The sequence below is a fragment of the Guggenheimella bovis genome (assembly GCF_054492335.1).
In genome coordinates, this window is record NZ_JBQWTF010000001.1 from 903348 (window position 1) to 918142 (window position 14795).

Annotated in this window: 13 protein-coding genes; 3 read left to right on the top strand and 10 right to left on the bottom strand. The window is 40.7% G+C overall.

Going from position 1 to position 14795, the window contains the following annotated elements; all coding sequences use genetic code 11:
• The 6 genes from ACUB3H_RS04430 to ACUB3H_RS04455 are packed head-to-tail and all read right to left on the bottom strand — an operon-like array spanning position 1 to position 6623.
• Positions 1–1245, bottom strand: coding sequence for an aminopeptidase (locus ACUB3H_RS04430; RefSeq protein WP_459129453.1), 1245 nt, complete (start codon positions 1243–1245; stop codon positions 1–3).
• A complete protein-coding gene (locus ACUB3H_RS04435; protein WP_459129454.1) occupies positions 1238–2215 on the bottom strand; it encodes an ABC transporter ATP-binding protein in 978 nt (325 codons plus the stop codon). Before ACUB3H_RS04435 ends, ACUB3H_RS04430 begins: the two co-directional genes overlap by 8 nt.
• Positions 2208–3194 (bottom strand): ABC transporter ATP-binding protein, encoded by a 987-nt coding sequence (locus ACUB3H_RS04440; RefSeq protein ID WP_459129455.1) that lies wholly within the window; start codon positions 3192–3194, stop codon positions 2208–2210. Before ACUB3H_RS04440 ends, ACUB3H_RS04435 begins: the two co-directional genes overlap by 8 nt.
• 5 nt (positions 3195–3199) lie before the next feature.
• A complete protein-coding gene (locus ACUB3H_RS04445) occupies positions 3200–4066 on the bottom strand; it encodes an ABC transporter permease (RefSeq protein ID WP_459129456.1) in 867 nt (288 codons plus the stop codon).
• 1 nt (position 4067) lies between these two features.
• Entirely contained in the window at positions 4068–5000 is a 933-nt protein-coding gene (locus ACUB3H_RS04450) for an ABC transporter permease (protein WP_459129457.1), read from the bottom strand.
• A 60-nt stretch (positions 5001–5060) separates the two neighbouring features.
• Positions 5061–6623 carry an ABC transporter substrate-binding protein gene (locus ACUB3H_RS04455; RefSeq protein WP_459129458.1) on the bottom strand — a complete coding sequence of 521 codons (1563 nt, stop codon included), beginning with the start codon at positions 6621–6623 and terminating at the stop codon, positions 5061–5063.
• Positions 6624–7092: 469 nt separating this feature from the next.
• Here ACUB3H_RS04455 and ACUB3H_RS04460 point away from each other — a divergent pair, with 469 nt between their 5' ends.
• The 3 genes from ACUB3H_RS04460 to ppdK all read left to right on the top strand — a co-directional run bounded on the left by ACUB3H_RS04460 (position 7093) and on the right by ppdK (position 10646).
• Entirely contained in the window at positions 7093–7446 is a 354-nt protein-coding gene (locus ACUB3H_RS04460) for a nuclear transport factor 2 family protein (protein WP_459129459.1), read from the top strand.
• A gap of 71 nt (positions 7447–7517) precedes the next feature.
• On the top strand, positions 7518–7865 hold the full coding sequence (locus tag ACUB3H_RS04465) for a nuclear transport factor 2 family protein (protein WP_459129460.1): 348 nt from the start codon (positions 7518–7520) through the stop codon (positions 7863–7865).
• 132 nt (positions 7866–7997) lie between these two features.
• Positions 7998–10646, top strand: coding sequence for a pyruvate, phosphate dikinase (gene ppdK, locus ACUB3H_RS04470; RefSeq protein ID WP_459129461.1), 2649 nt, complete (start codon positions 7998–8000; stop codon positions 10644–10646).
• 41 nt (positions 10647–10687) lie between these two features.
• On the opposite strand, the gene ACUB3H_RS04475 is transcribed toward ppdK, so the two are convergent.
• From ACUB3H_RS04475 to ACUB3H_RS04490, 4 genes are all read right to left on the bottom strand, one after another.
• Positions 10688–11281 (bottom strand): 5-formyltetrahydrofolate cyclo-ligase, encoded by a 594-nt coding sequence (locus ACUB3H_RS04475; protein ID WP_459129462.1) that lies wholly within the window; start codon positions 11279–11281, stop codon positions 10688–10690.
• Positions 11282–11477: 196 nt separating this feature from the next.
• Positions 11478–12695, bottom strand: coding sequence for a sensor histidine kinase (locus ACUB3H_RS04480; RefSeq protein WP_459129463.1), 1218 nt, complete (start codon positions 12693–12695; stop codon positions 11478–11480).
• Positions 12688–13371, bottom strand: coding sequence for a response regulator transcription factor (locus ACUB3H_RS04485; RefSeq protein ID WP_459129464.1), 684 nt, complete (start codon positions 13369–13371; stop codon positions 12688–12690). Before ACUB3H_RS04485 ends, ACUB3H_RS04480 begins: the two co-directional genes overlap by 8 nt.
• 35 nt (positions 13372–13406) lie before the next feature.
• Positions 13407–14795, bottom strand: coding sequence for an aminopeptidase (locus tag ACUB3H_RS04490; RefSeq protein WP_459129465.1), 1389 nt, complete (start codon positions 14793–14795; stop codon positions 13407–13409).

The following is a 14795-nucleotide window of genomic DNA, read 5'->3' on the forward strand; positions in this document are numbered from 1 at the left end:
CTATTTCCTTTCTAAGGAAAACTTTCCATCTTTAAAAATCCGAACGGTTTCTCCGGTTTGTAAGACGGCGTCACAATTTAGATCATCCGTTCCAAACATAAAATCGACATGGACACTGGAGGAGTTTAAACCTTTTGCATAGAGTGCGTCAAAACTCCTATCATTCCCTCGAATAACGTCTGTGTATCCAGCTCCTAATGCTAAGTGACAGGCTGCATTTTCATCTAGTAAGGTATTGAAAAAAAGAACACCCATCTTATGAATTGGAGAATCAGATGGTACTAACGCTACTTCACCTAGTCGACGACTCCCTTCATCCGTTTCTAAAAGAGTTCTCAATACGTCCTGCCCCTTCTCGGCTGAGTAATCTATCACAACGCCATCTTTGAATTCCAGGCGCATATTCTCAATTACATTTCCAGAATATACAAACGGCATTGAGCTGTATACAACACCATTAGCGCTATTTCTATGAGGAGTTGATAGAATTTCTTCCGTCGGAATATTGGGAGCAAATAAATCTCCGTCGGGTTCAGGTGAATGACAAATGCCTCCAGCAAACACTGCATCTTCGCATAAATCCAAATGTAAATCAGTTCCCAGTGAATTTGTAAAGTGTAGAGATTTAATCTTTAATTGGTTGAGTTTATGCACATTTTCAAGCATTTCTTGGATATGCTTATCCCAGCCTTTTGTTGAGCTTTCCTCTGTGACATAGCAAGCATCCAATATGTTTTCCCAAAGTTTTTCTTGAGCAACTTCCGAGCTATCGTCTGGATATACTCTTTGCGCCCATTCCGCTCCAGGTATAACCGATGCACTCCATTTAAATAAATTGTCTTTCTTCATGAAATTCAAATCTTTAAGGGGTTCTGTTTTAGCTTTATTCCAAGCATCTAAGCGGTCTTTCTGAACCATTGATAGCCCGCTTGGATCATCGTTATTAAGTCGCAAAAAGCAGGAGTTCGGTTTTCCATAAGTGACTCTAGAATCAACCCACCATTGATCCATGTTTTTTAGAGTATCTAAGCTTGCATTTTGAAGCCTTAAGCGAGTTAACTCTTGATCGGAGAAATGTATAATTACATCCCTAGCCCCCAACTCATAGGCCCTTTTGGTCAATATCCTTAAAAATTCGATTGCCGAGACTGATGTTTCTTCAACCACAAGTGTGTCACCTTTTAGTAAACCAACACCTCTTCGCAAAATTAAATCTGCATAGTTTTCGATTCTCTTACTATTCATCAAAAGATTCCCCTTCCAAGTAATTTCTACAACAAGCTGACAAGTGCCCCTCTGATATCTGTTTGAGCTCCACAGGATACTCTTTACAAATATCTTTGGCATATTTACATCGATGGAAGAAGCGACAATATTCTACTGGTTCAATAGGTGAACTGACCTCTCCTTTAATCAGCTCAAATTTTTCTCCTCGTTTTGAAATATCAATTACCGGGATAGACTTTAAGAGAGCTTTCGTATATGGATGTTTCGGGTTTTGAAACAATTCTTTTTTCGGAGCCAGTTCAACACACTGACCTAAATACATTACTGCAATAACATCAGAAATATGTTTCACTACACTCAAATCATGCGTAATAAAAAGGTAGGAAATATGTTGCTGTTCTTGTAAATCCATTAAAAGATTAATAATCTGAGCTTGAATAGAGACATCCAGCGCAGACACTGGTTCATCACAAACAATAAACTTTGGATTCGTGGCTAAAGCTCTTGCGATGCCCACTCTTTGTCTTCGTCCCCCATCCATTTCATGAGGATAAGAGTTAATTAATCGCTGAGATAGTCCAACAACATCCATGAGTTCTTTTACTCTTTGCTCTAACTCTGATTTTTTAGAAAACAGTTTATTGACAATAAGAGGCTCTTTTATAATTTGAGAGACACTCAAACGAGGATTTAATGAAGAGTATGGATCCTGAAAAATAATTTGCATCTCTCTTCTTAATTTCTTCATTTCTAACTTATTGCATTCAATAATGTTTTTACCTTCAAACAGGATCTCACCAGCGGTAGGTTCAACTAGTCGGAGTATAGTCCTACCCAACGTCGTTTTTCCGCAACCTGATTCACCTACTACTCCAAGAGTCTGCCCGCGTGGAATTTGAAGTGTTATATTATCAACCGCATGAAGCATTCCTTTAGGGGTTGAAAAGTATTTTTTAAGTCCTTTGATTTCCAATAATGGATTACTCATGAGCAGCCTCCTTGTACAAGTGACATTTAATTTGGTGTAATCCTCCTAATAAAAATGTCTGTGGTTCGACTGACTTACAAATCTCCATGCATTTTGGACAACGGGGATGGAAAACACAACCATCAGGTAAATCAGTTGGTTCAGGCATTAGACCAAAAATAGGTGATAACCTTTCGGTTTCAGAGGAAATATCTGGAATGGAGCCAAAGAGACCATCTGTATACGGATGATGTACCGTTGACAAGAAAATCTCCTCAGCAGTTCCGTATTCAATAATATGTCCTGCATACATCACTGCTACTTTCTCGCATGTCTGAGATACAACTCCTAAATCGTGCGTGATGAGAATCATCGAGGTTCCTAATTTTTCCTTTAAATCATTCATCATTTGGAGCACCTGAGCTTGAATGGTGACATCCAATGCTGTAGTAGGCTCATCGGCTATCAATAATTTAGGTTCTAAACTAAGTGCCATTGCAATAACGACTCTTTGCTTCATTCCACCGGAGAATTGATGAGGATATTCATGTTTTCTAGTCGGAGAAATTCCGACCAGCTGGAGCATTTCATCTACTTTATTGTTTATTTGATCTTCTGATAGATCTTTTCTATGTACTTTAAAAGACTCTTTTATTTGATCTCCTATGCGAATGATTGGATTGAGACTTGTCATAGGATCCTGGAAAATCATAGATATCTGATGACCTCGGATAGCCTTCATTTTTTCTTCACTAACTTCAAGAAGATTACCTTCATTTGAAAAATGAATTTCGCCACCTGTCACGAAACCGGTTTTTTTCGGTAATAATTTCATTACTGAAAGGGCTGTCGTTGTCTTTCCTGCCCCTGTTTCGCCAACAAGCCCTAATGTTTCTCCTTCCATCACTTCTAAACAAACGTCATTTAACACCTTATAAATGCCATCATCCGTTCGATACTCAACGGAGAGATTCTGTATATCTAATAATTTTTCTTTCATCTTTTTTATCCTCTAAGCCTTGGATCAAGCGAGTCTCTCAAGCCATCACCGATTAAATTCAAAGAAATGACCGCTGTGGTAATCGCACCTCCAGGAAATAAAACAAGATAGGGTGCTTGCTTCAGATAATCTCGACCTTCATATAGCATAGTTCCCCATTCAGGACTGGGTTGTTTGACTCCCATGCCCATGAAACTAAGTGACGAAATAATCAAAATGGTTGCTCCCATAGCCAAAGTAGCTTGTACGATGATTGGCCCTATCGCGTTAGGAATAATATGCTTGAAAATAATTCTCAAATCGCTCGTTCCGCAACTTTTGGCTGCTTCAACAAATTCCTGATCCTTTATTGATAATATGGACGAGCGAATGACTCGAGCAAAAACAGGAATATACGCTATAGACAGTGCAATCAAAAGGTTAACCATACTCTGACCCAATGCTGCCACGATAGAAATGGACATCAGCATAGGAGGAATTGCCAATAGAACATCCATAAAACGCATTAGAATATTGTCGATCTTACCACCGTAAAATCCAGCCACTGCTCCAATTAGAGCTCCGACAGCAACTGCAATGCTCATCGAAATGATGCTCATTGTTAGAGAAATTCTTCCTCCATGAATGATGCGGGCGAAAACATCACGTCCGAACTGATCCGTTCCGAACCAATGTTTTGCCGACATCCCCTGAAGTCTCATCCCCGTATTTTGTTGAATTACTTGAGTGTCATAGTCAGCAATAACATCTGCAAAAACTGCCAATAACCCAAGTATGGTCAATACGAGCAATCCTACCATAGCTAACTTATTTTTTCTTAAACGCCTCAGTATAGAGGCAAATTGTCCACGACTTTTTGGTTCTGTTTGCATATTAACCCCTTTCATACTGAGCTTTAATTCTCGGATCTATAAAGGCATATATTAAGTCAACTAGTAAATTAACAATGCTATAGGCAAGTGTTACAAACATAATTGCTGCCATAACGGTAGGAGTATCCTTCATGCGGATTGCATTGATTAATAACGTACCTAGACCGGGTATGGAAAAAACGGACTCTACTACTACGGTGCCTCCTAGCAGATAACCAAAATCCACTCCAATGACCGTTACAATAGGGAGAAGTGCATTTTTCAAAGCATGCTTTAAGACAATTGATTTTTCGCCAACTCCCTTAGCACGTGCAGTTCTCACATAATCTTGCTTTAAGACCTCAAGCATTGTCGATCTAGTCATGCGGACTAGAGTGGCCATGGTTATAGTTGATAACGTTACCGCGGGTAATATGTAGTTTCTAAATGAATCAATACCAGTTGGAGGAAGCCACCTTAGTTGTAAACTAAAGACCAACATTAAAACTAACCCCAAAACAAAAGAGGGAATCGATGCAAAAAGTAAAGCTAACGTCGTGCTTATCGCATCAGTAAATGAGTATTGCCTTACAGCAGAAATCACTCCAACTGGAATTCCAATTAATGATGCTATAAACATCGCTATTGCTGATAGCTTTAATGTGGTTGGAAATCTTGCAAAAATCTCTTCAAATACTGGTAAGCCAGTATTATAGGAATTTCCGAAATCTCCTTTTAGCATATTTGCCATATAATGGAAATAGCGCACAAAAAATGGATCGTTAATTCCCAACTTTGCTTCAAGTTTAGCCACCTGTTCGGGTGATGCACTTTGACCGAGAATTAAGTAAGCAGGATTTCCTGGTGTTAAGTTCATAATAGTAAAGACAATAAATGAGATCCCGATAATGACTAAAATCATCATCCCTAATCGTCGAAATATGTATTTTCCCATAATGCCTCTTTTCTAAAAACAGGGGACAATCATTTAATAATCGTCCCCCAATGTGATCACTTATTTCCAACTAAATCGTTTAATCTTATAGATTCCTAAAGAGTTCGCCTCAATGCCTAATAAGTCCTTATTGGCTGTAATTGTAGTAGGCTCATAAACTAAGTTTGCTACATAGGCATTATCAATTAGCATCTTGGTAATTTTGCTATAGGCTTCAACCTTCTTAGAATCATCCACTTGCGCTGCGTCGTCCAAAGCCTTAGAAAGGTTTTCATCTACGACGTGAGTGATATTTCCGGTACTTCCATAGGTGTCTTTATGGAATTGGCTATAAAGCAAGGAATAGGCATCTGGGAACATTGCTGTCCAGCTGATCAAAGTTAATTCGTAATCTCCATTGGTATTGATATCAGTAGAATATTTTCCAGCTTCCATGATTTCAATGTCAATTTCAATATTCACCTGTTTAAGGTCATTTTGAATTACCTGAGCAACTTTTTGAACTTTTGCGTCTTCCTTGATTTTAAGCTTTAATTTTAATGGATTTTGTTCGTTGTAGCCTGCTTCTGATAAAAGAGACTTGGCTTTCTCAACGTCATACTCAAATCCCTTGGTCTCTGCAGAATAACCTGCCACGGTAGGAGGAATAGCTGAATTAGCAACTTTTCCAATTCCTTCTAGAGCTCCATCAATAACATTTTGCCTATTTATTGCGTAGTTAATTGCTTGACGGACCTTTACATTATCAAGTGGAGTTTTCTCAACGTTCATGTCTAGTGAAAGAACTGAAGCCGATTCGGTACTTGAAAATTGGAGATTTTGATCCTTTTGCACGTTAGGTATGTCAATGTAATTAACATTCAAATAAGCATCTAGAGAACCTGTTTGTAGAGAAATCAAACCCGTGTTCTTATCAGTTACTGGTTGGAATGTTACTTTTTTAATCTTTGGTGCACCTTGCCAATACTCTTCGTTAGCTTCTAACTTAATATGTGTTCCTGCCAGCCATTCCACAAACTTGTAGGCACCTGTACCCATAGGTTTTCTTTCAACAATTTCATCGCCATTCTTATCAATATAGGCTTTGCTCATAATTGAAAAATAGGGAGAAGCTAGGCTACCCATCATACCGCCAAAAGGTCTTTTCAACTTCATTACTACTTTAAAATCATCAACTTTTTCCACCTTATCGATAAAAGCGGTCATATCAAAAGCCCAACCCTTTTCGATTGTTCGATTAATGGAAAAAACGACATCATCTGCTGTTAGAGGGGATCCATCATGAAATTTCACGTTTTTTCTGATATCCATCGTATAAGTAAGACCATCATTCGATACATCAATTTTTTCAGCTAAAGAAGGTACAAAATCGCCTTTTTCATTTTCTTCTACTAAATTGTCATAGATCGCATATGTAACACTGAAAGTACTCATCGTAGCAATAGCCATTGGATCAAGTTTATTTGGCTCTGACGCCAGACCAAACTTTATTTCGTCCTTGCCTGTACTACCTTCCCCTGTAGTTACATCTTTACTACCGCAACCACTTGTCATCATTAGCATTGCAATAACTAAAAAGAACAAAGTAAATTTTGTTGCCCAACTGTGTTTAGAACGCATCATTTTGTCTCCTTTCGCTTTTGGAACTCTGTTCCAATTTTCATTTATTTTAACTCCTTATAACATGGAAGTCAATAGGTTACAATTATTACATTATTTTTTGTTGTATTACAAAAAATCAGTCCATTATTCATTGCTACAAAGAGCTCGTCGTTATTTCTGTGTATACATATTGCATCAAAATTACAACAATCCGAACGAACATTGTTTTCTATGATAGATTCTATTTAGGTATTCAATGAAGTAACTCACTTATTATAAAATGATCATAAAATGTCTACTCACGAATCAAAATAGCTCTGGTTGTAAGGTGAATGACTTAATTTCGCAATAGACTTTTTGATTAAAACATCATGTATTTCTTAATCTATGTAATAAATTATAATGCTACAAAAATGATTTATGAAAAGATAAACGAAAGTGTGATAATGTACTCCCTTTTCATGATATACTAGGGTCGAGGTATTATGTAATGAAATATGAGCAGTTTATACGCGACTTCCTTATCGCAAAACAGAATAAAGATGAGCTGATCTTTAGACAGTTTTTAGATCCTACGGTCACACTGACGCTCTTTGACGGTTCGAAGAGTGCGCAAGCTCATGGTATTCACGAATACATTCACTTTATCAGTACAACAGGAAAGAGACTTCTGACCTTTAATACGCTAAGTCATATTCGCGAAGAAGGAGACACGATTGTCGCTATCATTAAAGACTCCAAGGATACCTTTTTAATGAGTCATTTTACGATCGAAGATGAACGAATCACAAGTGAGCGTGATTTTATCGTGACACCCTTAGATAAAGAACGAAGTAGACTGTAAATTAATAAATATTTTGTAATTATTGGTGACTTTGTTTCTTTTTTGTGTTAGTATGTCCATGAGGTGATTCAATGTCAGCAAAAGAGTTTATTACAAAATTCCTCACAACAGAACAAAACCGCGACTGGGACAACTATCCTAGCTTTCTCCATCCAGATATTGAGTTTGTTTTCTTTAACGGAAAGCAAATGCATGAATTCCAAGGAAGGGATGAGTATATCAAGTTCGTCCGTAGTTACTACGATAAAAACCCCGATTATACTCTAAACATCGTAACGATAGAGGAATCAGGTCCCAATCAAGCGATCGCCGTTATGAAAGATAAAAGTGGCGTGTTCTGTATGAACCGATTTGACATAGAAAATGGTCAAATTATTAGGGATACACAATTTTTACAAGACGAAAGTCGTAACTTTTAAAAAGAAAGCGTAATACGCTTTCTTTTTTTGTTAAAAATGATACAACTTAAACGGGTTAATTACATGATTTTCTTGGTATAATAACGGGTGAACGCGATCAAGTAAGTGTTTTTTTTAGAAAGGAAATGAGATATGAAAAAATACGTTTACTCCTTCAAAGAAGGGGACAAGAACATGAAGGATCTCCTAGGTGGCAAGGGTGCTAACCTAGCAGAGATGACAAACATCGGCCTTCCTGTTCCGCAAGGATTTACTGTTACGACAGAAGCATGTAATGAATACTATGAGAAGGGCAAGCAAATTTGGCCTGAACTTAGAGAAGAAATCTTTGCAAAATTAAAAGAATTAGAAGAGACCACAGGAAAGAACTTCGGATCAGATCACAATCCTTTGCTCGTTTCCGTACGTTCTGGTGCTAAATTCAGCATGCCTGGTATGATGGATACCGTGCTGAACCTGGGACTTAATGACCGCGTCGTTGAAACACTCATTAAAGAAACAAATAATCCACGCTTCGTACTAGATAGTTATCGCCGCTTTATCCAAATGTTCAGCGACGTCGTCATGGAAATTCCAAAGAGCCACTTCGAAAGAGTACTCGACGAGATGAAGGCTGAAAAAGGCGTTAAATTTGATACAGACCTCACAGCAGACGATATGAAAGACGTCGTAGAGCGCTTTAAGTCCATCTACAAGGAAGCTCAAGGAAAAGACTTCCCACAAGATGCAGACGAGCAACTCATCGAAGCCGTTACAGCTGTTTTCCGTTCTTGGAACAACGACCGTGCTATCGTCTATAGAAATATGAATGGCATTCCTCATAACCTAGGAACAGCCGTAAACATCCAATCCATGGTATTCGGAAACATGGGTGACGACTGTGGTACAGGTGTTGCCTTTACACGTGACCCTGCTACAGGTGAAAAGAAGATGCTCGGTGAGTTCCTCATGAATGCTCAAGGTGAAGACGTCGTTGCTGGTATCCGTACACCTCAGACGATCGATCACTTAAAAGATGTAAATCCAGAAATTTACCAACAATTCGTAGAGATCTCTACACTTCTTGAAAACCACTACCACGACATGCAAGATATCGAGTTTACCATTGAAAAGGGCAAGCTCTACATGCTCCAAACTCGTAACGGTAAGCGTACAGCACAAGCTGCTCTTCGCGTAGCTGTAGAGATGGTTGAAGAAGGACATATCACAAAAGAAGAAGCGATTATGCGTATTGAGCCAAGTCAACTCGACCAGCTCTTACACCCAGCTTTCGATAAGGCTTCACTCGCTAGCCATACACCAATTGCTAAAGGACTTGCTGCAAGCCCAGGAGCTGCAACAGGTAAGGTTTACTTTACAGCAGATGCTGCAGTAGAAGCTGCTGAAAAGGGAGAAAAGGTCATCCTCGTTCGTCTAGAGACATCTCCAGAAGATATCGAAGGTATGGTCAGTGCTCAAGGTATTCTAACAGCTCGCGGTGGACGTACATCTCACGCTGCCGTTGTTGCACGTGGTATGGGTAAGTGCTGTGTCGCTGGTGTCGATGCACTTGCTGTTCACGAAGAGACAAAGACCTTTACACTTCATGGAAAGACCTTCCACGAAGGAGATGAGATCAGCTTAGACGGTTCAACAGGTAATGTCTACGAAGGCATCATTAAGACCGTAGAACCAGAATTAAGCGGTCACTTTGGAACACTCATGGGCTGGGCTGACGAAGCTAGAAAACTCATGGTTCGCACCAACGCTGATACACCAAAGGATGCGCTCCAAGCTGTGAAGTTCGGTGCACAAGGTATCGGTCTTACAAGAACAGAGCACATGTTCTTCGAAGAAAGCCGTATCGCAGCTGTTCGTGAGATGATCGTTTCCAGAACTGTTGAAGAAAGAAAACATGCACTCGATAAGATCCTACCTTTCCAAAAGGAAGACTTCGTTGGAATCTTTGAAGCTATGGAGAATAGACCGGTTACGATTCGTCTCCTCGACCCACCACTTCATGAGTTCCTACCTCACACCGATGAAGAGATTCGCGATCTTGCAAAGACCATGAACCTCTCCTTCGAAGAGTTAAGAGATGCAGTAGATAATCTACACGAATTCAACCCAATGCTCGGTCACCGCGGTGTTCGTCTTGCTGTAACGTATCCAGAAATTGCTGAAATGCAGACGAGAGCTATCATCGAAGCTGCTATTCAAGTGAAGAAGGAAAAGGGCATCGACGTTCATCCAGAGATCATGATTCCACTCGTAGGCGAGCAAAATGAGCTCACCTTCGTTGAAGAAGTCGTTCGTAAGACGGCTGATACACTCATCCAAGAGAGTGGCGTTGAACTCAAATACATGTTCGGAACGATGATCGAAGTACCAAGAGGAGCTCTCACAGCCGATGAAATCGCTAAGAGCGCTGAATTCTTCAGCTTTGGTACAAACGACCTTACACAGATGACGTATGGCTTTAGCCGTGACGACGCTGGTAAGTTCATCAAAGACTACCTCGAACGCGGTATCTTTGAAGAAGATCCATTCGTAACGATCGACCAAGTTGGTGTTGGTAAGCTCGTTCAAACAGCTGTAGAGCTTGGTAAAAAGACACGTCCAAACATTAAGCTCGGTATCTGCGGAGAGCACGGTGGAGATCCAAAGACAATCGACTTCTGCCATCGCGTAGGTCTTAGCTATGTATCCTGCTCACCATACCGTGTACCGATTGCACGTCTAGCTGCTGCACAAGCTGCTATTACTGAAAAGAATGGTGCTTCAGAGCATACAAATAAATAAGTAATAAAAAGGAAGCCACAGATCAAAAGATCTGTGGCTTTTTATATAGCAGTTCCATAGCTCATGTCGATGAATTCAATCTCACGCTTCTCCGTGATGAGCTTATCGACTGGTAGGTCGTGGTCTTCCTTCGGGAAGGAACAGATGAGCTGTAGGTCAAAGCAGATACCGATGCGGTAGCTCCTCTTCCCCTTTAGATACTCATCGTAGTAGCCTCCACCGTAACCGATGCGATAACCATCGACACTAAAGGCAACGCCTGGTGTGATGACGACATCGACTTCTTCATCCGTCATGGTCGCTTCATCGGATACAGTTAAGATGTCGTAATAACCAAGTCTGAGGTCACTAAGACTTTTGATCTCCGCCTGCCTCATCGGTTCGCCTTTTGATTTTATGTACGGTACGAAGACGCGCTTTCCCTCTTTTAATAGCTCATCGATGAGCTTGTGGGTCTCTACTTCATCCTTAAAGCTTACGAAGCAGAAGATCGTTTTCGCTTTCTTTATATGCTCTTCTTTTAGTACGCGAGAAAGGATGCTTTCGTTGGCGTCGTCAAAGGCTTCTTTATTGCTATAAAACTCTCTTCTTTCCGCAAGAAAGTATTGTCTCAGTTCTTTTTTTAATGATTCCATAAGACTCCTTTCAAACAATCTTTAGGTATTGTATCACAGGAGTACAAAAAATGGTAAAAAAAATTCAGCGCTTAGCGCTGAATATCTATAAAGAACTCCTTAAAGGATAATGCAAAACATTTACAGGAAGGAAAGGAAACTCACAGCATTACCCGGAGGTCTGTAGCTTAAGGATAAGGGGTTCACTTTAAATGAACTAAAAATGCGTAGATTTTTTCCACTCCAGTTCGATTTTAAATTGATCGCTTGTAATTTGAGGCTTTATGGTCCATTTATTCTTTTTTGCAATCTCATATAAAATCGAAAGCCCTAATCCATAGCCTTGTTTTTCCGAGTTTCTCGATTGATCTCCACGATAAAAGCGTTCAAAGTACTGATTCTGATTCTTCGAATCCTCTAGAATCGCTTCGTTTGCGATCGAAAAGCGATACCCTCTTCCCGTCTCCTTTAGTTCAATGGTTATCGGGGTATCGGGTTTTGCATACTTCATGGCATTATCAATGAGTACGCTGTAGACGCGTTCTAAATCGGTGGGGTTCGTATCGATCATAGCTTTTTCTACAGATTCTAGCTTAAATTCATGGTGTGATAGCTTTTCGAGTGCAGCAAAGCTTTGAATCGTCCTTTGAAGCAGAGCCTCAGCATCGACGGGAACTCTTTCGAGCTTTCGCTCTTCGAGTCTCGATAAAAAGAGCAGATCTTTTACGAGTTCATCGAGGCGCTTCGTCTGATTTTTAATGCTATCGGTCCAGTCAGTGGGGCCATATTCCATCTCTAGGATGTCTGCATCCGCAAGGATGATTGAAAGCGGTGTCTTAATCTCATGCGAAGCATCGGATATGAATCTCTTTTCCTTCTTTAAGCTCTCTTCATGAGGCTTTACAATGAGTCCCGAGAGGAACCAGAGGATGAGTCCTATGACTAAAAGACTAATGAATGCTACATAGAGACTGATGGTACTCAGTCGGTTGATGGCGCGGATGTTCGGAGAGATGTCGATGAAGACCGCCATGTGCATGGCGTTTTTCGACGTGACGATAAATTTAAAGTCTCCGATGTGCCCCATCGATGTCTTTTGATTTCTCACTTCATTCACTAGATTTTGTAGATCTTCAAATTCGAGTCCACTCGCCCGCTTTACGTTCTTTGCAAGGAGCATTCCCACGTCGTTATAAAAGATCGTGAAATACCTCTCTGGCATGCTTGAGGGAGTGCTAGGACCAGAGGGGATCCGCCCATAGTCCATTCGATCTAGTGTTCCACCATTCGATGCAATGTACTGAAGCATACTGTCAGCATTTCGTTCAATCTCCTGGCGGTTTAAGACGTTAATGGTAAAGATGACCATGAGGATGACAAGACCCATGAGTAGCATCGATATCAAGAAGAACTGGGTTCGAATCTTTTTAATCATTCTTTGTACCTAAACGATAACCGATGCCTCGGTTGGCGACGATGACGACTTCACTTCCTATGGCTTCAAAGCGTTTTCTAAGAAATGAGATGTGTGTCCATACGACGGCAATGGAACTTTCAGAATCAAAGCCCCAGATGCGCTCTAGAAGCGTTTCACTGCTAAAGAAGATCCCTTGATTTTTCATGAAGAGTTCTAGTAACTGAAACTCTTTATTCGTAAGCTGTACGCTACCTTTGGGTCCCATGATGGAGGCACTCTTTTGATCGAGTGAGAGGTCGTGAAAGTGAAGTCCCTCTTCTTGAATCTCACTCTTTCTTCTCGCAAGGGCTCGAAGTCTTGCAAAGAGCTCACCTCGATCGAAGGGTTTACAGAGATAATCGTCTGCTCCTGCATCGAGTCCTGTGATGCGATCATCCACCTGACTCTTAGCTGTAAGAAGAAGTACAGGCGTATGGATACCCTGCTTTCGAATCTCTTTTAGGACGGATATGCCATCTCTTTTTGGCATCATGACATCGAAGATCATCACCTCGTATTCGGCTGAAAGGGCGTAATCTAGCGCATCTTCTCCGTCAAAGACACTGTCGACCTCATAATGCTCATGCTTTAGCATGTGGACGAGTGCACGATTTAATTCTTTTTCATCTTCTGCAAGTAATAATCTCAAATGCACCTCTTCTTAAAAAGAAAAGTCGTCTTAAAGACGACTTATTCCATCTCCTCTACAAAGGCCTTATATCCTTTGAAGGCTTCATACAGGTCGGCTTTACTGATCACTTCCCAAGGTGCATGCATGTTTTGAACTGCTACACCGGCGTCAATCACCTGCATACCCATGTTTCCCATGATGTAAGCGATCGTACCGCCACCGCCTTGGTCGACCTTTCCTAGTTCACCCGTTTGCCAGTGGACGTTGTTCTTGTTGAATACAGAGCGAATCTTAGCGATGAACTCTGGGTTCGCATCGTTACATCCACTCTTACCACCAGCACCTGTGTACTTATTAATGCATAGTCCACGGTTAAAGAAGGCCGTGTTTTTATCTTCATTTACAGAAGGATAGTTGGGGTCAAAGGCTGCTGAAACGTCTGAAGAAAGCATCATGGAATTTGTGATGGCATCTCTTCTCGACTTATCGTCCTCTTTGCCCATTTTTTCTAGAAGCTCATAGACTGTATTTTCAAAAGCTCTTGAGTGCATACCGGTTGCACCGTAGCTACCGACTTCTTCCTTATCTACGAGAATGCATCCGATGGTGCGCTTTGGAGCTTTCACATCTAAAAGTGCTACGAGTGATGCATAAGCACAGACTCTGTCGTCGTGACCGTAGCCAATGATCATGGAGCGATCTAAACCGTAGTCGCGAGCTTTTCCTGCAGGAACGACTTCAATTTCAGCACTCACGAAGTCTTCTTCGTCGATGTTGTACTTCGTTTCAAGGATGTTTAGGATGTTCTTTTTAATGGCGTTTTTAACTTCCTCATCCTTCTCTTGAGCGAGTGGACGTGACCCGATGAGAATATTTAAGTCCTCACCTGTCACACCTTCACGCATATTTTTTGCCATCTGATCCTTTGCAAGGTGTGGAAGGAGGTCGCTGATACCGATCACAGGATCGTTTTCGTCCTCACCGATCGAGATGTCGATTCTCGTACCATCTTCTTTAAAGACGACACCGTGCATAGCAAGAGGCATTGCAACCCATTGATACTTCTTTACACCACCGTAGTAGTGTGTTTCAAGAAGAGCGAGTTCATTTGATTCATAGAGAGGATTTTGCTTTAAGTCTAAGCGAGGTGAATCGATGTGAGCACCGAGGAGGTTCATTCCCTTTTCGAGTGGCTCTTTACCCATGACAAAGAGGAAGACGTTCTTATCCATGTTTACAGAATAGACCTTATCTCCTGGCTTTAGCTCTTTCATGTCGTGGATGTTCTTAAAGCCCTTCTTCTCTACGAGTGCAATCGTCTCTTTGACGAATTCACGCTCTGTCTTTGCATCAGATAAGAAGCGGATATATTCCTTGGATAACTTTTCAAGCTTGTCGTAGTCGGTCTTTTTGTAGCTAGACCAAACGGTTGTAATTTTTCTTTCCAT